Consider the following 18834-nt stretch of genomic DNA (forward strand, 5'->3'; position numbering starts at 1 on the left):
GAGGGCGCCGTGGGGGGCGTGGGGCGCGGCGGCGGCGCGCGCGCCCCCCCCCCGCGCCCCCCCCCCCCCCCCCCCCCCCCCCCCCCCCGGGCCCCCTGACGGGTGCGGGGGCCTGCCGGTCAGTGACCGGACATGGCCGTTCCCGAGCCGACGGTGAGCTCCCGGACGGTCAGCCGGTCGATCTCGTCCTCGTCGATCTCGTAGCCGAGGCCGGGCAGGGTCGGCGCCGGCACGTTGCCGTTCTTGTCGACGCGCAGGCCGTTCTTCATGCCGGCGTCCAGGATTCCGGTGGGGACGGGCAGCTCGACGAGGTCGCAGTTGTGGATCGCGAGCATGACGTGGAAGTGCGCGGCCTGGACCAGCGTCGTCCCGTAGCTGTGCGGCTCGTACTTGACGCCGAACGCCTCGCACAGGGCCGCGGACTTGCGCATGGCGGTGATGCCGCCGATCCAGTCGCCGACCGAGCGGACCGAGTCGACGGCGTGGCCGACGAGGTACTGGGGGTAGTGCAGCAGTCCGCCGGAGACGCTCTCGACGGCGGTGATCGGGATGTCGAAGCTGCGGGTGAGGTCGGTCAGCCCCTGGATGTCGGTGTCGGGGATGGGGGCCTCGTACCAGTAGAAGTTGAGCTCCTCGAGCACGCGCCCGACCTTGAACGCGCCGATGCGGTCGTAGGCGTTGACCGGGTCGAGCATCAGGTCCATGGTGTCGCCGACGGCCTCGCGGACGGCGCGGCACAGCTCGATGTCCTTGTCCGGCACACCGAACGGGTGCAGCTTGTAGGCGTTGAAGCCCTCGTCCCGGCACTGCAGCGCCAGGTCGATGTACTCCTGGATCGTCGGGTAGTAGACGGTGCTCGCGTAGGCGCGCAGCTCGTGGCGGGCGGCGCCGAGCAGCTTGTAGACCGGTGTCTCGTGGTGCTTGCCGAGCAGGTCCCACAGGGCGATGTCGACGGCCGAGGCAACGGGGTTCGGGGCCGTCAGCCGGTCGGTCAGCTCGTAGGAGATGGCCTCGACGTCGTGGACGTCCCGGCCGACGAGGGTGTCGCGGAGGCGCGGGAGCCAGTCCTCGGTCGCCCCCGGCCCGCACAGCCACGTGATGCAGTGGCCCTCGTGGCCGTCCTCGCCGGTGATCCGGAACAGGATCATCCCCACCTTGCTGGGCCGCCACGCCTCGGTGTACTTGAAGTCCTGCTCGGTGGGCTGAAGCTGCGTGGCCGTGATCCCGGTGATCTTCATGTGCTGTCCTTTCCTGTTCCTGCTCGTGGACCGAACGGAGACACGGGCCCGAGTCAGGCTCGTGCGACGGTGGGCGGGGCCGGGGCCTCCGCGTGCTGCGCCGGTGGCGGCGCGGACAGCTCCTGGACGTCGAGGGAGGCGAGTTCGGAAGCCGCGATGAGGTTGCGTGTGTACTCGTGCTGAGGATGGGAGAGGACCTCGGCGACCGGGCCCTCCTCGACGATGCGGCCCTTGAGGAGCACCGCGACCCGGTGGCAGAGGTGGCGCACCATGTGCATGTCGTGGGCGACGAAGAGGTAGCTCACCCCGAACTGCGCCTGCAGGTCGAGCAGCAGGTTGGCGATCTGCGCGCTCACCGAGACGTCGAGGGCCGACATCGGCTCGTCCAGGACGATGACGTCGGGGTTCTCGGCCAGGGCGCGCGCGATGGCCACGCGCTGCCGCTGCCCCCCGGAGAGCTGGTGCGGGAACCGGTCGGCGAACTCGGCCGGCAGCGACACGATCTCCAGCAGCTCCGCCGCCCGTGCCCGCCGCTGCGCGCGCGAGGCGTTGCCGGCGATGGCGCGGCGCTCGGTGATGATGTCCCACAGGCGCCGCCGCGGGTTCAGCGAGCTGTACGGGTTCTGGAAGACCGCCGAGACCGCGTTGTAGTAGTCACGCCGGTCGTCCGCGGTGAACTGCGCCCGGTCCTTGCCGTGGAAGAAGACCGAGCCGGACGTGGGCGTCTCGATCCCGAGCAGCAGCCGGGTGAGGGTGGTCTTGCCGCTCCCGGACTCCCCCACCAGCCCGAGCATCTCGCCCGGTACCACGCCGAGATCGACGCCGGCGAGCGCGTGCACCGCCTCGTGCCGCCGGGGGTGGTAGGTCTTGACGACCCCGCGTGCCTCGAGGACGTAGTCGGTCATGCCTGCACCGGGTTCCAGCAGGCGTAGGACACGCCGTCGGCGCGCGTCGTCGTCGCCGGCATCTCCTTGGCGCAGACCTCGGTCGCGTTGGGGCACCGGGCGGCGAACGGGCAGCCCTCCGGCATGGCGAACAGCGACGGCGGACTGCCGGGGATGGCCCTCAACTTCGTGCGCGGCGGCACGTTGAGCGAGCTCGCGTCGAGCAGCGCCCGCGTGTACGGGTGCGAGGGACGCTCGGCCACCGTCGCCAGCGGACCGCGCTCGGTCACCACGCCGCCGTACATGACGGCGACCTGCTGGCAGACCAGCCGGGCGACGCGGATGTCGTGCGTGATGAAGAGCGTGGTGAGCTCGTGCTCGCGGCGCAGCCGGTCCAGCAGCCGGAGGATCCCGATCTGCGTCGTGACGTCCAGGGCCGTGGTCGGCTCGTCGGCGATGAGCAGCTTCGGGTCCTTCGCCAGGGCGATGGCGATCGCGACGCGCTGGCGCATGCCGCCGCTGAACTGGTGGGGGTACTCGCGCAACCGGTCCCGGGCGTTGGCGATGCCCAGCGAGTCGAGCAGGCGCACGATCATCTCGTCGCGCTCGTGCCGCGGCACGTGCGGCATCGCCTCGGCGATCTGCGAGCGGACCGTGTACAGGGGGTCCAGCGCCGTGGTCGGGTCCTGCGGGACGAAGCCGATCTCGGTGCGCAGGATGTCACGGACCTCCGCCTTGGAGGCCGCGGTGACGTCCCGGCCGTTGACCAGGATTTGTCCGTCCACGATGTCACCGATCGGCGGCCTGATCAGCCGCATGACGCTCATGGCGACGGTGCTCTTCCCGGAGCCGGATTCGCCGACGAGTGCCGTGGCCGATCCCCGCTCCAGCTGGAGGCTCACCCCCCGGGCCGCCGCGGCGACCTGCCCTCCCTGGAAGTACTGGGTGGTCAGGTTTCGGATGTCGAGCATGGTCATCGCCTCGTTGCCGGGTCGAGGGCCTGGCGGAGCCAGTCGCCGAGGAGGTTCGCGGCAAGCACCGTCACGCTGAGGGCGATGCCGGGGAGGACGGGGAGCCACCACGCGGTGGCGAGGAACGTCCGGCCGTCGGCCAGCATGTTCCCCCAGGAAGCGGCCGGCGGCGGAACGCCGATGCCGAGGAAGCTCAGCGACCCCTCCGCGATGATCGCGAGCCCGACCTGCAGCGTGGCCAGCACCAGGAGCGTCGGGATCACGTTGGGCACGACGTGCCGGGTAATGACCCAGAAACGGTTCCCGCCCATGACGCCGGACATCGTCACGAAGTGCTGCGTCTTGGTCTGGATGACCTCGCTGCGCAGCACGCGGGCGTACTGCGGCCAGGTGGCGAGGACCAGCACCAGCACCACGACGACCAGGCTCTTGCCGTACACGGCCACGATGACGATGGCGAGGAGGACCACGGGGAAGGCCATCGACGCGTCCGCCACGCGGGTCAGCCCGGTGTCCAGCCGCCCACCGATGAAGCCGGCGAGCAGGGCGATCAGCAGGCCGAGTGCCCCCGCGATGAGCACGGCGCCGGCCGCGACCAGGAAGGACACCTGCGCACCTGCCAGCAGCCGGCTGAGGATGTCGCGGCCGAGCTGGTCGGTGCCCAGCAGGTGGTCGGCGGTGCCCCCGGCGAACACCGGTGGGCGCAGTGCCACGCTGAGGTCGTTCTGCTCGGGGTCGTAGGGGGCGAGCACGCCGCCCAACGCGCCGCAGAGGGCGAACGCGGCCATGACCGCGCCCGAGAAGATCGGCCAGCGGGTCCGACGCCGCCGCCGGAAGCGGCCCATCAGCTTGCTTCGAGAAGTGTCCCGTTCGAGCACCGCCAGCTCCGTGCTCATGCCTGCTCACCCGCCTTTCCCGAGGTGACGAGGGGAGCGGCCTCGCCGGCGTCGGCCGGCGACGACGGCGCCCCGGAGCCCCTCCGCCGTCCGCCGCTGTGCCGCACGCGGGCGTCCAGCCAGCCGTAGGAGAGGTCGACCAGGAAGAGCAGGGCGACGAACACGAAGGTGTTCACGATGACGATGCCCTGGATGAGGGCGTAGTCCTTGGCGGCGATGCCCTGGATGGCCAGCTGACCGACGCCCGGCCAGGCGAAGAGGTTCTCGATCACGATCGTGCCGGAGAACATCGCGCCGAGCTGGATCCCGGCCAGCGTCACGACCGGCAGCGACGCGCTCCGCAGGACGTGTGTCAGGAGGTTGCCGCTGCCGACCCCCTTCGACCGTTGGAAGGTCGTCTGGTCGCGGCCCACCACCTCCAGCACCGAAGACCGTGTGAGCCGGGCGATCGAGGCGAGGGGGAAGGCGGCGAGGGCGCACGCGGGAAGGATCAGGCTGGTGAAGCCCTCGGATCCGAAGGCGGGCAACCAGCCCAGGGTGACCGAGAACAGCAGCACCAGCAGCATGCCCAGCCAGAAGGAGGGGACCGACTGGCCCAGCACCGCGAGGACCCGGATGCTGCGGTCGTAGCCGGTCCCCGCGCGGACGCCGGCCAGGGCGCCGAGGGCGACGCCGGCCAGCACGGCGATCACGAAGGCGGTCAGTGCCAGCCGCGCGGTGTTGTACATGGCGGGCAGCACCAGATCCAGAACCGGCTGGCGGTAGCTCGTCGAGGTGCCGAGGTCGCCGGTGAGGAGGCCGCCCAGGTACTGCAGGTACTGGATGAGCACAGGCTCGTCGAGCCCCAGTTGCACACGGACCTGCTCGATCTGCTCGGGCGTGGCATCCGCGGGAGCCAGGAGCGCTGCCGCGTCGCCGCCCAGTCGCGCGAGGAAGAAGACGATGGTCACGACGACCCACATCGCCACGAGGGCCTGGAGGAGTCGACTGACGAGGAATCTCGACACGGTGTCACCGGGTCCTGGTCAGGGAGTCCGGTGTGGTGTCCGGCCGCAGCGGCCGGGCACCACACCGGATTCCGTCAGTTGGCGCGCAGGTAGTAGAAGGGCCCGGCGTACGGGTTCCCCTCCATCAACTCGTAGGTGGCGACCTTGGGCCCGACGCCGTACACCGCATCCAGGGCCACCACGGGCAGGCCGTAGAGCGTCTCGTGCAGGTACCGGCTGATGTCCCCGGCGATCTCGGCCTGGGCGTCGCGGTCGACCGTGGCACTCAGCTCGGCGAACATCGCGTCCAGCTCGGCGTCGCCCTGGACGGTGCTGTACCCGCCGGTGGACGAGTAGAAGATCGAGAGCTTCTCCGGGTCGGAGATCAGCAGGCCCGGCGTACCGAGGACGACCGCACCGGACAGCTGGTGCTTGACCACCTGGTCGAGGTACGTGGCCGGGTCCAGCACGTCGAGGGTGACGTCGACCCCGATGTCCCGCCAGTAGCCGGCGACCGCTTCGGCGAAGCGGACGACATCCGCGATCGCCGTCGTGGCGTTGTACAAGTGCATGGTGAACGCCAGGTCGGACACGCCCGCCTCGGCCAGCAGCTGCTGTGCTTGCTCCGGGTCGTACGGGTGGGCCTCGAGGCTCTCGTCGTGCCCCAGTGTCACCGGCAGCGTCGCGTTGGTGGGCACGGTCCCGAATCCGCGGTAGAGCGAGTTCGCGATGCTCTCCCGGTCGATGGCCAGCATCAGCGCCCGCCGCACATCCGGGTTCTTGAGCGGGGAGTCCGCCGGCAACCAGTTGTCGACGAAGAAGACGTTCGCCACGCTCGCCTGCTCCGAGGAGACCAGGGAGATGCCCGGAGCGTTGCGGAGCTGGTCGGCGCTGTTGGGCGTCAGACCCTGCGCAACGTCGATCTGCCCGGTCTGCAGGCCGGCCACGCGGCTGCTCTCGTCCGGCATGATCCGCAGCACCAGGGTCTCGAAGTTCGCGATCCGGTCCTCGTCCCAGAAGTCGTCGAACCGGGTCAGGGTCATGGACTCGTTGAAGACGGCGGACTCGAACTTCCACGGGCCCGCGGCGATCGGGGCCTCCCGGAAGGCCTCCTCCCCCACCTCGTTGTAGTAGTCGGTGGCCACCGGTGCGGGGGTGTCGAACAGCAGGTTGGCGTAGGGAACGGTGGTCGTGATCCGGATGGTCAGGTCGTCCACCACCTCGACCGAGGCGATCTTCCTGGTGTAGGCCGCGTAGGACGTGAAGTCGGGACCCTTGACCCGGTTGATCGAGGTCTCCACGTCTCGTGCCGTGAATTCGGAGCCGTCGTGCATCGTGACGCCCTCGCGCAGGGAGATCGTCCACGTGAGGTCGTCGTCGCTGATGGTCCATTCCGTGGCGAGCGCCGGCACCTGCGTCAGGTCGTTCTCCTGACGGATCAGCGGCTCACCGACGGACCACTTGATCGGGTAGGTGTTGCCGCCCTCGTTGGCCAGGACGGGGTCGCGGTACTGCTGCTGCAGGGTGGCCACGCCGACGGTCAGCGTCTGGTTCTCCGCGACTTCCGGGGCCTCCCCCTCAACGGCGTTGCTCTCCTCGGCTGCGGGTGACTGCCCCGAGCAGGCGGACGCGAAGCTGACCGCCAGGGCAGCCAGGACGGCTGTCAGCGAGCGGGCAGCACGAGGGTGCAAACCGGAGCGGCGGCTTCGTCGCCGATCACTGCTGCGGTTCGACATTCCTGTCTCCTGTCTGAACGGGATCGCGCCCGCTGACGACTCGTCTGTCGGGCCGGATGTTGACGCGGCTATCAATGTGATGGCGCCCACGTTCGCGTGTCAAGAGCCGCGAGCGAGTCCGTCCGGATATCTCGGGCCGGCGGACCTCTCACTACGAGTTCCCGACGGCCTCGACCCACACGTCCACGAGTGCGTGCACCGCCTCGTCGGGATCGAACGGCATGCGGCGCAGGATCCAGAAGAAGCAGAAGCGCTCGTGCTGGAGCGTGAGGAGGGCGGCGCGGTGCCAGGCACTGCGCTCGGTGTTGATGTGCTCCTCGCGCACCAGCGGTGCGACCAGCGCGGCCACCTCGGACACGCGTTCCAGGTACGCCTCGGACATCTCGTCCTCGAGCGTGATCGCCTCGTGGATGGCGGTCAGACGGGCGCGATTACCCTCGTACCAGGCGAATGTCCGCCTGAGCCAGGCCTCCAGCGCCGCTGCGTCGCGCACCTCCGTTCGAGCCAGGTCGCGGTACAGCGCGACGAGGGGGCGACGAGTGACCTCCCACATCCCATCGGCCAGTTCGAGCTTCCCCGCGAAGTGCGCGTAGAAGGTCGCCCGGCTCGTGCCGGCCCGCCGCGCGATGTCCTCGACGGTGCACTGGGCATAGCCCTTGTCCGCGAACTCCTCGAACGCCGCGTCCACCAGCCGTTGCCGCGTGAGCGCCTTGTACTCGTCGCGCACCGTGAGGCGTGGCCGCCGCGCAGGTCGGCGTGCCACGGAGGGATCTGGTTGTTCGCTCACGCCACGCTCTTTCCGCTCCGAACCGGACATAACGTCGTCGACTTGACAGTGCGCCACGTCACAGACAGCATGTCAGCTCACCAACGCCCTGTCGACCAAGACGTCACTTTTGTCCTGATCCACCTGGGCGAGCCCACCGGCCGCGCTCGAACGAGCCGGCCCGGGGGTCAGGTGGGCAACCCCGCCCTCATCGGTCAACCGAGGTGACAGCCCGTGGACCTGGACCTCGCCGGTCGCGCTTTCCTGGTCACCGGCGGCTCGAGCGGCCTCGGTCGCGCCCTGGCGGACCGTCTTCTCCGCGAGGGGGCACGCGTCGCCGTCCTGGGGCGTGACGCGGACCGGCTGGAGTCGGCGCGCCAGGCCTTGTCCGGTGAGGGACGGTCGCTGCTGGCGATCCGCGGGGACGTCACGTCAGCGGCGGACTGCGCGCGGGCGGTGGAGGCGACTACCGCCCATTTCGGGGGTCTCGACGGCCTGGTGAACAACGCGGGTCATCGAACGGGCGGCCGGCTGATCGACCTGCCCGACGAGGCCTGGCAGGCGGACTTCGAGCTGAAGCTCCTCGCCGGCGTGCGGCTCAGCCGCATGGCGATGCCCGCGCTCATCGCCAGCCGCGGCGCGATCCTCAACGTGCTGAGCGTCTTCGGCCGGTTTCAGCGGGCCGGCGGGCTTCCCAGCTCAGCACTGCGAGCGGCCGGGATGGCCGTGACCAAGACCCTCGCGGCCGAGCACGCCGCCGAGGGCGTCCGCGTCAACGCCGCGCTCATCGGCGTGATGCACAGCGGGCAGTGGGACGCGGCCGCGGCGGCGTCCGGGGTCTCGCCGGCGGAACTGGTGCACGGGCTGGCCCGCTCGCTCGACGTGCCGCTCGGCCGAGCCGGCCGCGCCGAGGAGTTCGCCGACGTGGCCGCCTTCCTGCTGTCCCCGCGCGCCTCCTACGTCACGGGGGCTTCCCTCAACGTGGACGGCGGCCTGTCCCCGGTCAGCTGATGGCGCGGCGTCAGCGCTCTCTCCCAGATGGAGGTCAACGCGTCGACGAGGCGCTCCTCCTCGAACTCCTTGCCGAGGGAGAACCAGAGGTAGCAGGTGTGCTCGATCATCGCTCCGAGCAGTTCGGCCGTGTACTCCTCGTCGAGGTCGGCATCAGCCAGGCCCTGGGCCTTCATGCGGGCGATCCCGCGACGGGTGCGCTGGACGAAGCTGTTGCGCACGTCGAGGCGGAGCTCCCGCATCTCCGGGGAGAACGTGCCCACCTGCTCGATGAGCCCGATGATGGTCGCGTGCGGGCGGTACGCCCTGATGAAGCGGCGCATCGACCCGCGGACGCGGTCGTGGAAGTCGCCGGACGGGATCGAGATCGCCATCGAGGCCAGCATGGCGTCGATGGCATCGTGGGAGACCGCCTCGAAGACGGCCTCCTTCGTGTCGAAGTAGGTGTAGAAGGTGCCGTGCGACACCCGCGCTTCCTTGACGATGTCGCTCACTCGGGTCTCGATGAACCCTCGCTCCTCGAACACGCGGCGCGCGGCCTCGAGCAACTCCCGCTTGCGCAGCGCCCCGCGGACCGACGCCGGGCCGTTGTCACGTCGGACCTGCTGCGCCTCAGTGGGCCCCGGCATGCGTTCCTCCATTCCCGTCGCCCAGCAGGGCCGCCCGGCCGTCTGTCAGCGCCCCTCACCGAGGGACGCCAGTAGGAGCGTTGCCATCTGAGAATAGGGCGTTTCGATCCCGCGTCGTTCGCCGCCTCGGACGACTGCCCCGCTGATGGCGTCGTGTTCCAGCGGCCGCCCGGCGCGCCGGTCCTGCCACATCGACGAGCGCACAGTTGTCGGGAAGCCGGCGAAAACGTCGAGCATTCCTTCCACGAGGTCGGGCTCCAGCGTCGCTCCCTCGCATCGCGCGACCGCTGCGCACTCTTCCACGAGGCGCGTCGCCAGCGCGCGGAGCTCAGGTCGTCGACCGATCTCCCGCACCGGGAGGTCGGTGATCGTCGACAGCGAGTTGCCCACCAGGTTCCAGGCGAGCTTCGTCCACAGAGCCGTCGGGAAGTCCTCGACGACGTCCACCGCCAGGCTGCTGCGAGCGGCCATCGCGGCGAAGGCGGCGCCCAAGGGCCCGGAGGGGACCCGGGTGGTGCCCGCGAGTGTCTGGACGATCTCGCCGGGCCCCGGCCGCTCGGCACCGTAGGTCACGATGACCGGTAGCAGCAGGTCGAGCGGGGCGTAGGGCGCCACCCGCTCGACCTGCTCCACACCGTTCTGCGCGATGGCGATGCGCGCGCCCTCGCAGGCCGGCGCACCCAGCCACGGCGCGATCCCGGCGACGTCGTAGGCCTTCGTCGCGACGACGACCCAGTCCACCGGACCCAAGCTCTCGGCCGACGTGACGACGTCCACGGGTGGCAACGTCAGGGACCCGTGGGCGGTGAAGCTCAGGGCGGGGGTCGGCCGCCGCACCGCGATCGAGACGCTCAGTTCCGGGTCGTCCGCCAGCCTGGCCGCCAGCAAGCCACCGATGCCGCCGGCGCCCAGGACCAGAACGCGTTGGCCGGTCACATCGACTCAGCCGTAGGACGCGATCGTGTGGTTGTCCACGACGTCCCAATCCACGTCATAGCCGAGCCCGGGCTTCGTCGGAGCGAGCGCGTGCCCGTCCTCACTGATCTCGACGGTGTCGCGCATGCCGAAGTCCAGCGGCCCCCGCGGGTACGGGAGTTCGAAGAACTCGCAGTTCCGGACCGACAGGATGTAGTGCAGGTGGGCGGCCTGGACGAGCGTGGAACCGTACGAGTGCGGCTCCATCCGCCGGTTGTGCAGCTCGGCGAGGGCGCCGATCTTGCGGAGGCCGGTGATGCCGCCGGCGATGTCCCCGACCGTGCGCAGCCCGTCAGCTGCACCGATCGAGAGGTAGTGCGCGTACGGCCACGGACCCCTGGCCGTCGACTCGCCCATGAAGACGGGCACGTCCAGCACCTGGCACAGCTGTACGAAGCCGGCGAGGTCGTCGTCGCGCATCGGGTCCTCGTACCAGTGGAACCCGAGCTTCTCGATCTCCCGGCCGACCCGCACGGCGTCCTGCCAGTCATAGGCACTCGTCGCGTCGAGCATGAGCGTGAAGCTGTCCCCCACCGCTGCCCGGGTGGCGCGGCATGCCTCGATGTCCTTGTCCGGGGTGGCTGCCGCATGCAGCTTCACCCCGTGCAGCCCCGCGGCCTGGCACTTCAGCGCGATCTCCGCGTAGTCCTGCGCCTCCTTCTGGGTCTCCGTCGTGACGTACACCGGAATCTGCTCGCGCTGAGCCCCCAGCAGCTTGTAGACGGGCAGCCCGGCCGCCTTGCCGGCGATGTCCCACAACGCGATGTCGATGTTGCTCGCGGCCTTCGGGGAAATCATGTAGCGCGCGAAGGCCATCAGCTCGTGCCAGATCCGTTCCCGGTGGTGCACGTCGGCGCCGACGAGCATAGGACGGAAGAAGTGATCAGCCGTCTCGCCGATCTCCCGCGGTGCGCCCGGAAGCCACGAGGTCGAGACCCCGGTGATGCCCTCGTCGGTCTCCACCTCGAAGACCGTCATGGTCAACTGCACCGGAGGGATGTCCTCTCGCCACTGGAAGATGAACTCCGGTGGCTCGACCACGCGGACACGCAGGTTCTTGATCCTCATGAGGTCTCCTCGAGTGAGCAGCGCTGCCGGGAGCAGGCGCCGGAAGCCGTGACGAGCGGGGTGACCCCCGTCACGAATGGAAGGCAACAGGACTTTGACAAACGTGTCAAGATCCGGTCTGCTGGGCACGCAATCGAGCCTCCGGGAGGCGCCATGGCCGAGGAGAGAGTTCGTCGTCGCAGTGTCCCTGCGACGCATGCGCCCCAGGGCGGGACGCGCGGGCAGGAACGCGGCTCCGGGGACCCGCCGAGCGCCGACCACGTGTCCTATGCGGTCGACGGATCCATCGCGGTGATCACGCTCGACCGGCCCCACGTCCTCAACGCCTTCACCGACCGGATGGAGGCGGAGTTGATCGAGTGCTTCGACCGGTCCGACGCCGACGACGATGTGCGGGTCGTCGTCCTGACCGGCGCCGGACGCAGCTTCTGCGCCGGCATGGAGCTGACCCCGTCGGACACGAGCGCGTCACCGTTCGCGGCGTGGCGGACCAGCGAGGACGCTCCCGCCGAAACCCAGTTCTCGGTTCCCGGAGAGGACCTACCGATGCGGCGGGACGGGGGCGGCCGCGTCGTGTTGAGGATCTTCAACTCGGCCAAGCCGGTCATCGCGGCCATCAACGGACACGCCGTGGGCGTGGGCATCACGATGACGCTGCCATGCGACCTGCGAGTCCTGGCCGACGACGCCAAGGTGGCGTTCCCCTTCACCCGCCGGGGTTTCGTCCCCGAGTCCTGCTCGTCCTGGTTCCTGCCCCGGGTGGTCCCGGTGCAGCGGGCGATGGAGTGGATGCTGACGGGACGCACGATCGGCGCCCAGGAGGCCCTCGATGCCGGGCTCGTGCTCAGCCTGCACCCGCCGGACGAGGTGCTCGACGCAGCCATGGCCATCGCCCGGGACATCGCGATCAACGCCTCGCCCGTTTCCGCTTCTCTCGCACGGCAGTTGCTGTGGCGGATGCTGGCCGTCGACCACCCGATGACCGCGCACCAGCTGGAGACGCACGCTCTCAACCTCCGCGGGGTCAGCGCGGACGCCGCGGAAGGCGTCGAGGCGTTCCTGCAGAAGCGCCCGCCCCGGTTCGGAGATCCGGTCTCGGCCGCACCCGACATCTTCGCCGCCCTGCCGAACCCGGCGTACGCGCCACCGGACGAATCGGCGACGGAGGAAAGATGAGCAGCAGCTGTCATTATCCCGGACCGCGGAGCGCCGTCACGCTTCCGCACACGTGCCGATCTCCCGGTCGCTGTCTCGACCGGGCGCCGAGCCGGTCCGGCGACTGGCGAGGCCCGGTCCGGCCATGAGACGGCTCCCCCGGAGCGACCTCATGCCGCCTCCCGCGGCGCGTACTGCCACATGACGACGGGCCGAGACGTCGCCTATCTGTCCGGCACCGTCGTCCCCGTCACCCGACCCGGCACCGCAGCAGCGGTGGAAGTCGGCATGACGCGGCTGGCGCGCTCGCGGCCGGCGAAGGCCTCATGTTGGCCTCCGTGCGGATCTTCGTGTCGACGCCACCGGGAACGTGCATCGATCGCCGCGACCTGGAGGTCGATCCCGGGCCGCTCGTCGCCGCCACGGTCGTGGCCGGCGACCTGGGCGCGTCCGCCGTCGAGATCAACGCCGAAGGACGGAGGGATGTCGTGCCACTCGATTCCTGGGGCACGGTTCCAGGCCTGCCCATCTCGCTGGGAGTACGGGCCGGTGAAGTGGTCTACCTGTCGGGTCAACTGGGTATACCTCCGGGCACCGATCAGATCGTCGACGGCGGTGCCGGAGAACAGACAATCCAGATCTTCCGAAACCTGGAAGCCGTGCTGGCCGAACGGCACCTCGGTCTCGCCGACGTCGCGAAGACCACGGTGTACCTGACGGACATGGCCGACTTCCCCGCGGTGAATGCGGTGTACGAGTCGATCTTCGGCGACGCTCCGCCGGCCCGCACGACCGTGGGTGTGCACGCACTGGCATGGGGTGCCGCAGTGGAGATCGAGGCCGTAGCTCTGGCCAGCGGCAAGGACGTGGTGAGCTAGGTGACCGGTCCACGTCCGCCTGCACTGGCCGTGCGCGACGGCGAGTTCCCCGTCACGCAGGAATGGGCATATCTCAACGCAGCCTCGTACGGCCCGCTGCCTCGGCGCACCGTCGAGGCCCTCACCCGTCGCATGTCGTGCGAGATGCTCGGCGATCTCGTCCAGGAGTGGTTCGTCGGCGTCGACCGCCTGCGCGGCACGGCCGCACGGCTGCTGGCCTGCGACGCCCGGGATGTGGCCTTCCTCAAGAGCACGACGGAAGGCTTGTACCTCGCCTCGTTGGGCCTGGATTGGCGTCCCGGCGACCAGGTGGTGACCTACGAACTGGAATTCCCCAGCGGGATCTCCCTAGCTCACGCTCCGGGACACGGGTGTGGAGGTCGCCTTCGTCCCGGACCGGGGTCGGCACGGGTTCACCGCCGACGACATCATCCAGGCGATGACGCCGCGGACCCGCGTGGTCGAGTTGAGTCTGGTGAACTTCACCAACGGCTACAACGCTCCGCTGGAGGAGGTCGGCCGGACCTGCGCCGAGCGCGGCGTGCTGCTTGCAGGCGGACCTCAATGAGCACAAGATCGCCTGCGCCGTACGAGAGGGTGGGCTGCGCATCTCGCCGCACGTGTACAACACCGCGGACGACATCGACCGACTTCTGGAACGGTTGGCGACGCGGTGACCAGATCAGTTCAGGAAAGGGACAGCCCTCACCTGCCCGCCTGTGGAGGAGTTGACCTCTTCCTTCGGCCCTAGCAGCCGCTCCAGTTCGGACGACGCTTCTCCGCGAACGCACGAAGCCCCTCACGGAAGTCGGCGGTATCACGCACCGCCCGCGCGGCCCGCTCGGTGGCCGCCCAGCCACGGTCGTCATCCTCGGCCACCTGCTCGTCGAGGGCGGCGAGAGTGGCGCGGACCGCGCCGGGAGCATTGGCGCAGATCTGATCGGCGAGGCCGACAGCAGCCGCGAGCACCTGACCGTCGTCGACCAACACGTTCACGAACCCGAGTCTCTCGGCCCGCTCGGCCGTGAGTCGCTCGCCGGTGAGCAGGAGTTCGCGCACCACGTTGAGCGGCAGCGCACGCTGCGCGCGGAACAGCGCACCCGAGGTGGCGGTCACCCCGCGCGCCACTTCGGGCAGTCCGAACGCGGCGCTCCTGCCCGCGACCACGAGATCGCACGCGAGCGCGATCTCCATGCCGCCCCCCAGGGCAAGGCCCTCCACGGCCGCGATCAGCGGCGTCGTCCGCGAACGGCGAACTACGCCATACGGGCCGCCGCGCGGCGTCGGGGCTCCGGCGCCGGCCAACAGGTCAGTTCCCGCCGAGAAGACCCCGTCATCACCGGTGAGAACCCCCGCCCACAGCTGATCATCGTCCTCGAGCAGGTCCAGAGCGGTGCTCAGGCCCGCCGTCATCGCCGCATCCACAGCATTGCGTTTGTCCGCACGCCGCATCCGGATGACCAGCACACGCCCTCTGCGTTCGATCTCCACCCGCACGCAGGCCAACGTATCGGTCCATGGCGTCGCTGGGCCGACTCCTGCGCAGAGTGCCGGCCAGTCCGTTAGGGCAGCCCCTAGCTGATGGTCAACGTGGTGGTCACAGACCGCTGCAGGCTCCCGGGTTCGCACACTGCCAGGGCGGCTTGACGGGGTTCGGAGACGTTCACCGCTGTGCGTCTCTGCAGGTCGGTTGCATATGGCGACTTCGGCGAACCCTTCCGAACTGCGCTGAACGCCGCCCTTTGGCCACCACCGTCGCACCGCGATCGATTCGATCCAAGCAGCCGGATCCAGCGCGCCGCTGCCGGCGACCACGGAGCCGTGGTAATCACATTCGGTCGCTCACGCTTTCCCGATCGAGGACCAGGCGTAGCGCGAAGTTCACGTAGCGGTCGGCGATCTGTTCCGGCGTCGCGGCGCCCTCGATGCGGAACCAGTCGGCCACCCCGTTGCACAGAGAGAGCACGGCTCTGGTGGTCTCGTAGGGATCTCCGGGACCGAAGTCGCCGAGTGTCTGTGCTGCGATCACTTCAGTGAGGACGCGCCGTTGAAAGCGATCACGCAGTTCCACGTGCTTGAGCCGGTGCGTGTCGTCCAGGGAGTCGATCTCTCGAACCAGATGAGCGAATTTCTGCATGTAGGTCAGGTGCAGGACCATGCATCGGACCAGTGCCGCGAAGCGGGTGCGGGGGTTCGACCCGGCCGCTGCGAGCGCCGCCTCGGAACGACGGGTGAGCTCCTGGTTCGAGAGTGTGAGCAGCTCGGTGAGGATGTCCTGCTTGTTCGCGAAGTTGTAGTACAGCCCCGGCACGGTCATGCCGGCCTCGGCGGCGATCGCGCGGACGCTGGTTCCGTGATAGCCGAGACGCACGAAGAGGTCCAGCGCAGCACTCAGCAAGGGGTGCAGCTGCAGCGGCGGATTCTCGTAGCGCTGCCAGTCGGCTGGGTCGATTTCGGAAGAGGTCGCCGGGTGCTGCTTGGTCATGTCTCCGATCGATTCCCCGGATGTACTGGTCGTGGCGCCACCACGGCCGTGCAGTGCAGCCCGCGCGCATGCGCCGCTTGAACCCGTACGGACCCGGGAACGATAGCGCCCGGGTGCGGCTCGCCAGAGAAGGTCATTACGTCGCCGGGGAACGATGGTGCCGCGAGACGCAGCTCGAGGTGGCGTGGATCCTCGATCCCCCACCGCCGGTGCCCGTAGGCGCAGGCCAGCCCGGCTGTGGTCATGATGCTCACGATGATGTCGCCAAGCCCCTGCTCCCGTGCGACGTCGTGGTCATGGTGCACGGGCTCATGGTCGTTCGAGGCTAGGGATCCCGCGATGATCAGAGTTCGAGTTGCATTCACGAACTCGGCCTCGTCGAGTACATCGACCGCTCGCGCGGGTCCAGCTGGGGGCCGCGTGGCGTTCGGTCGGTAGTAGAAGGTGCGGGCCCGGACCGATCCGATCTCCTGCCCGTCCTGGTTGACCAGGCGGAACGCAATGGTCACGAACTGTCCGTCCCCCAAGCTGGTCGACTTGGGCTCGCTCACGTGGTCGACCCAACAGCTCTCGGTGACCAGGTCGCCGACGCGCAGGTCGGCGTACTGGTTCAACTCGTAGTTGGTCGCCACAACGCTGTTGAGGGCCTGCTCGCGCGCCAACTGGCGTACGCGCGCGTGCACGGTGGGCTGCCGACGCCTGCCCTCCACGGTCCTCGGCGCCGCCCAGGTCTGAAGCATCGACATCGGCGCGGTCTGGAGCGCGCTCCGCTCGGGCAGGTAGAGCGGGTTCTCCTCGCCGATCGCGGCGCACCAGGTCGTGATCGCGTGGGCCGAGACGGGGAACTCCGCCGTCCGGAGGGAGGGATCCTCGGCAGTGGCCACCGCGGTCGCCAGCTCGGTGAACTCAGTCATTGGAACCGCCCTCCCACCGTGTTTCGTGTATCGATCCGGCAGATGCTCCCGGTCGCGGCGCGGGCAGGCCGAACATCCTGACGGGGGTTGCCGCGCCCTTGACCTCATCAGAGTTGACCAGGATGCCCGTCTCCGCGGTCAGCGGACTGGCCACGACCCCAGCGTGGTCTTGGACAGGGGCGGCAAGGATCCCTCGCGCGGTCAGCTCGGTCAGCCAGTCGGTGGCCGAGCGGGTCCCGAAGACCTTGGCGAGGATGGGGTAGAGCTCGGCACGGTTGCGGGCACGCGCCAGCCCGGTGGCGAACCGGGCGTCCTCGCCGAGCTCGACGAGTCCGAGGCACTCCAGCAGCCCTTTCCAGTGGTGGGGCATGTAGGCGGAGATGACGATGTCGGAGTCGGCGCAGGAGAACAGGTCCGCGGGGGCGGAGAGTGGGGCGGTGTTGCCAGTCCGCTCGCCCTGGACGCCGCTATGCAGGAACTCAGCCAGCGGGCCGGTCTGGAGGTGCACCGCCGCGTCGTAGAGGCTGAGCTCGACTTGCTCGCCCACTTGCGTACGCTCCCTCCGCAGCAGGGCTGCCAGGATGCCGTGGGTCAGGGCGTGCGCAGCGGCCGCGTCGACGACGGTGAACCCGACCTTTAGCGGGTGACCGCCCGCCTCGCCGGTGGTCGACATCAGGCCGCTCTCGGCCTGGACCAGGATGTCGACGCCGCCGCGGTTCTGGCCCAGCGGCCCGCGACCGAAGCCGGTCACAGACGCATAGACCAGCCGAGGATTGATGGCGCGCAGATTGTCGTAGCCGAGTCCCAGGCGGTCCATCACGCCGGGACGCGATGAGGTGAGGACGACGTCAGCTTCCCGGCACAGCCGGAGCACCCCTGCCTTGTCATGCTCATCGCGCAGGTCCGCGGTGACCAGGGACTTATTCCGGTTGTACGCCGCGAAGACCGGCGAGGGGTCGATGTCGAGGACCGTGGGGGACCGCAGCTGGCGCGCACCGTCGCCCGCGGGCGGCTCAACCTTGATCACCGTGGCGCCGTAGTCGGCCAGGAGCAGGCCGGCGCCGGGGCCGGCGACCATCTGAGCGAGCTCGACGACCTTGATGCCTTCCAGGGGCGGCGTAGTCACAGCCCGTACCTCGGCAGGTGCCCGCTCAAAATCAGGGTCATGCTCCCCGTGCCGGAGGTCTCGCCCTCGGCGGTGGCGAGAATGAGGGAGACGGGCTGAATCCGGTGCCAGTGCTGGTCGCTGGAGCCGTCGGGATAGACGATCGTGGCGGGATCGCTGACGTCCCACTCGTCGTACTCCACGACGTCGTCCCCGCGCCACACGCCGAGGCCGCGGCGGTCTTCATACCCCCCGGAGTAGCCCAGGCCCTGCATCGCGACGGCGGCTCCCAAGGGAGTGCACACCCACGTAAGCTGCTCGCCCGTGGCTGTGGCTGCCCGGAAGGTGGCCTTGGCGAAGCGGCGGGTTCCTGGGTGCAGCTCCACCCCCATACCCGCGCCCTCGATGTCGGCGGTGGGGCCGGTGGGCAGGGCCCGTAGGTCGCCGGAGAGGTAGCCATCGTCGCTGGCCCGGCCGCTGAACAGCAGGTGTCCGGCCCGATGGTCGGTGGAGTAGAAGAGGAACGCCATCGCGAACCCGTCCTCCTCGAGGGTGCGTCGTGGGCCGGTGACCGGTTCCTTGACGCCGATGCGGGGACGTACTCCCCAGGAGTGGTCACGGCAGGTCCACCAGTCCTCGACGGGTACGTCGTCCTGGCCGATCCGCAGCTGTCCCTGGGCACGCCCCACCTGGTCGAAGCGCTGGTAGTTCTCCTTCACCCGACTGCCGTCGCGTTCGAAATGGGGCCTTTCCAGGGTGGGTGGGGCGATGCCCGTCCAGGTCAGATCGGCGGACAACCTGCCTTCAGGGTCATCGGCCCGCAGACGCAGCTGCTGGAGCGGCTCGATGACCTCCACCGAGATCGGGCCGCACGTGCTCTCGAAGTCCGTCCCCAGCGAGGTGGAGGCACGCAGGTTGTACTGCGTTCCGTCGCGTACGACGACCACGCCCGCGTCGAGCGCGTTCATGTTGCGGTAGGCGCCCATCGTGACCTGGATGCTGGTCCGACCGTCAGGGGCCACCGCGTTGAACCAGTAGCGGTCGAAGAACCGGGGGTCAGAGGTGCCCACGTAGGCGAACGGCTCCGACGTCTGGTGCCACAGGGTGTCGTCCATGCGGGTCAACATGCTCATGGTC

Annotated in this window: 19 protein-coding genes; 4 read left to right on the top strand and 15 right to left on the bottom strand. The window is 69.5% G+C overall.

Translation table 11 applies throughout. From position 1 onward, the window contains the following. Positions 1–119: 119 nt before the first annotated feature. From ACI8AF_RS02280 to ACI8AF_RS02310, 7 genes are all read right to left on the bottom strand, one after another. Positions 120–1238: a mandelate racemase/muconate lactonizing enzyme family protein gene (locus tag ACI8AF_RS02280; protein ID WP_456538039.1), complete on the bottom strand. Its 1119-nt coding sequence runs from the start codon at positions 1236–1238 to the stop codon at positions 120–122. Positions 1239–1291: 53 nt separating this feature from the next. Beyond that, positions 1292–2143: an ABC transporter ATP-binding protein gene (locus tag ACI8AF_RS02285; protein WP_456538040.1), complete on the bottom strand. Its 852-nt coding sequence runs from the start codon at positions 2141–2143 to the stop codon at positions 1292–1294. Beyond that, entirely contained in the window at positions 2140–3093 is a 954-nt protein-coding gene (locus tag ACI8AF_RS02290) for an ABC transporter ATP-binding protein (RefSeq protein WP_456538041.1), read from the bottom strand. Before ACI8AF_RS02290 ends, ACI8AF_RS02285 begins: the two co-directional genes overlap by 4 nt. Before the next feature lie 2 nt (positions 3094–3095). Then, a complete protein-coding gene (locus ACI8AF_RS02295) occupies positions 3096–3989 on the bottom strand; it encodes an ABC transporter permease (protein ID WP_456538042.1) in 894 nt (297 codons plus the stop codon). After that, a complete protein-coding gene (locus ACI8AF_RS02300; protein WP_456538043.1) occupies positions 3986–4996 on the bottom strand; it encodes an ABC transporter permease in 1011 nt (336 codons plus the stop codon). The genes ACI8AF_RS02295 and ACI8AF_RS02300 overlap by 4 nt, the downstream gene beginning before the upstream one ends. A gap of 74 nt (positions 4997–5070) precedes the next feature. Then, complete coding sequence (locus ACI8AF_RS02305; protein ID WP_456538044.1) at positions 5071–6507, bottom strand: ABC transporter substrate-binding protein; 1437 nt, start codon at positions 6505–6507, stop codon at positions 5071–5073. A gap of 355 nt (positions 6508–6862) precedes the next feature. Further along, entirely contained in the window at positions 6863–7498 is a 636-nt protein-coding gene (locus ACI8AF_RS02310; protein WP_456538045.1) for a TetR/AcrR family transcriptional regulator, read from the bottom strand. A gap of 213 nt (positions 7499–7711) precedes the next feature. Here ACI8AF_RS02310 and ACI8AF_RS02315 point away from each other — a divergent pair, with 213 nt between their 5' ends. Further along, positions 7712–8488, top strand: a complete 777-nt coding sequence (locus tag ACI8AF_RS02315; protein WP_456538046.1) for an SDR family NAD(P)-dependent oxidoreductase — start codon at positions 7712–7714, stop codon at positions 8486–8488. Here ACI8AF_RS02315 and ACI8AF_RS02320 read toward each other — a convergent pair. Genes ACI8AF_RS02320 through ACI8AF_RS02330 form a run of 3 tightly spaced genes read right to left on the bottom strand, consistent with a single transcriptional unit; the run spans position 8434 to position 11289 of the window. After that, entirely contained in the window at positions 8434–9117 is a 684-nt protein-coding gene (locus ACI8AF_RS02320) for a TetR/AcrR family transcriptional regulator (RefSeq protein WP_456538047.1), read from the bottom strand. The genes ACI8AF_RS02315 and ACI8AF_RS02320 overlap by 55 nt on opposite strands. A gap of 45 nt (positions 9118–9162) precedes the next feature. Then, complete coding sequence (locus ACI8AF_RS02325) at positions 9163–10053, bottom strand: ketopantoate reductase family protein (protein ID WP_456538048.1); 891 nt, start codon at positions 10051–10053, stop codon at positions 9163–9165. 6 nt (positions 10054–10059) lie between these two features. Continuing rightward, on the bottom strand, positions 10060–11289 hold the full coding sequence (locus ACI8AF_RS02330; protein ID WP_456538049.1) for an enolase C-terminal domain-like protein: 1230 nt from the start codon (positions 11287–11289) through the stop codon (positions 10060–10062). Positions 11290–11313: 24 nt separating this feature from the next. Here ACI8AF_RS02330 and ACI8AF_RS02335 point away from each other — a divergent pair, with 24 nt between their 5' ends. From ACI8AF_RS02335 to ACI8AF_RS02345, 3 genes are all read left to right on the top strand, one after another. Continuing rightward, a complete protein-coding gene (locus ACI8AF_RS02335) occupies positions 11314–12336 on the top strand; it encodes an enoyl-CoA hydratase-related protein (RefSeq protein WP_456538050.1) in 1023 nt (340 codons plus the stop codon). A gap of 317 nt (positions 12337–12653) precedes the next feature. Next, positions 12654–13193 (top strand): RidA family protein, encoded by a 540-nt coding sequence (locus tag ACI8AF_RS02340; RefSeq protein WP_456538051.1) that lies wholly within the window; start codon positions 12654–12656, stop codon positions 13191–13193. A 373-nt stretch (positions 13194–13566) separates the two neighbouring features. Continuing rightward, the gene (locus tag ACI8AF_RS02345) at positions 13567–13761 is read left to right on the top strand and encodes a hypothetical protein (protein ID WP_456538052.1); all 195 of its coding nucleotides are present in this window, start codon (positions 13567–13569) and stop codon (positions 13759–13761) included. Positions 13762–13940: 179 nt separating this feature from the next. On the opposite strand, the gene ACI8AF_RS02350 is transcribed toward ACI8AF_RS02345, so the two are convergent. The 5 genes from ACI8AF_RS02350 to ACI8AF_RS02370 form a co-directional block, all read right to left on the bottom strand. Next, positions 13941–14690 (bottom strand): enoyl-CoA hydratase-related protein, encoded by a 750-nt coding sequence (locus ACI8AF_RS02350; protein ID WP_456538053.1) that lies wholly within the window; start codon positions 14688–14690, stop codon positions 13941–13943. 331 nt (positions 14691–15021) lie between these two features. Further along, positions 15022–15678 carry a TetR/AcrR family transcriptional regulator gene (locus ACI8AF_RS02355; RefSeq protein ID WP_456538054.1) on the bottom strand — a complete coding sequence of 219 codons (657 nt, stop codon included), beginning with the start codon at positions 15676–15678 and terminating at the stop codon, positions 15022–15024. Next, complete coding sequence (locus ACI8AF_RS02360; protein ID WP_456538055.1) at positions 15675–16592, bottom strand: FAS1-like dehydratase domain-containing protein; 918 nt, start codon at positions 16590–16592, stop codon at positions 15675–15677. The genes ACI8AF_RS02355 and ACI8AF_RS02360 overlap by 4 nt, the downstream gene beginning before the upstream one ends. Further along, positions 16585–17718, bottom strand: a complete 1134-nt coding sequence (locus ACI8AF_RS02365) for a CaiB/BaiF CoA transferase family protein (protein ID WP_456538056.1) — start codon at positions 17716–17718, stop codon at positions 16585–16587. Before ACI8AF_RS02365 ends, ACI8AF_RS02360 begins: the two co-directional genes overlap by 8 nt. Further along, entirely contained in the window at positions 17715–18812 is a 1098-nt protein-coding gene (locus ACI8AF_RS02370) for a hypothetical protein (RefSeq protein WP_456538057.1), read from the bottom strand. Before ACI8AF_RS02370 ends, ACI8AF_RS02365 begins: the two co-directional genes overlap by 4 nt. Between the last annotated feature and the right edge of the window lie 22 nt (positions 18813–18834).

Source organism: Blastococcus sp. SYSU D00669 (assembly GCF_054050715.1).

Bases quoted from the DNA above. Each gene is read 5' to 3' on its own strand.
- ACI8AF_RS02280 (WP_456538039.1), bottom strand. From the start codon at position 1,238: ATGAAGATCACCGGGATCACGGCCACGCAGCTTCAGCCCACCGAGCAG.
- ACI8AF_RS02285 (WP_456538040.1), bottom strand. From the start codon at position 2,143: ATGACCGACTACGTCCTCGAGGCACGCGGGGTCGTCAAGACCTACCAC.
- ACI8AF_RS02290 (WP_456538041.1), bottom strand. From the start codon at position 3,093: ATGCTCGACATCCGAAACCTGACCACCCAGTACTTCCAGGGAGGGCAG.
- ACI8AF_RS02295 (WP_456538042.1), bottom strand. From the start codon at position 3,989: ATGAGCACGGAGCTGGCGGTGCTCGAACGGGACACTTCTCGAAGCAAG.
- ACI8AF_RS02320 (WP_456538047.1), bottom strand. From the start codon at position 9,117: ATGCCGGGGCCCACTGAGGCGCAGCAGGTCCGACGTGACAACGGCCCG.
- ACI8AF_RS02335 (WP_456538050.1), top strand. From the start codon at position 11,314: ATGGCCGAGGAGAGAGTTCGTCGTCGCAGTGTCCCTGCGACGCATGCG.
- ACI8AF_RS02355 (WP_456538054.1), bottom strand. From the start codon at position 15,678: ATGACCAAGCAGCACCCGGCGACCTCTTCCGAAATCGACCCAGCCGAC.
- ACI8AF_RS02360 (WP_456538055.1), bottom strand. From the start codon at position 16,592: ATGACTGAGTTCACCGAGCTGGCGACCGCGGTGGCCACTGCCGAGGAT.
- ACI8AF_RS02370 (WP_456538057.1), bottom strand. From the start codon at position 18,812: ATGGACGACACCCTGTGGCACCAGACGTCGGAGCCGTTCGCCTACGTG.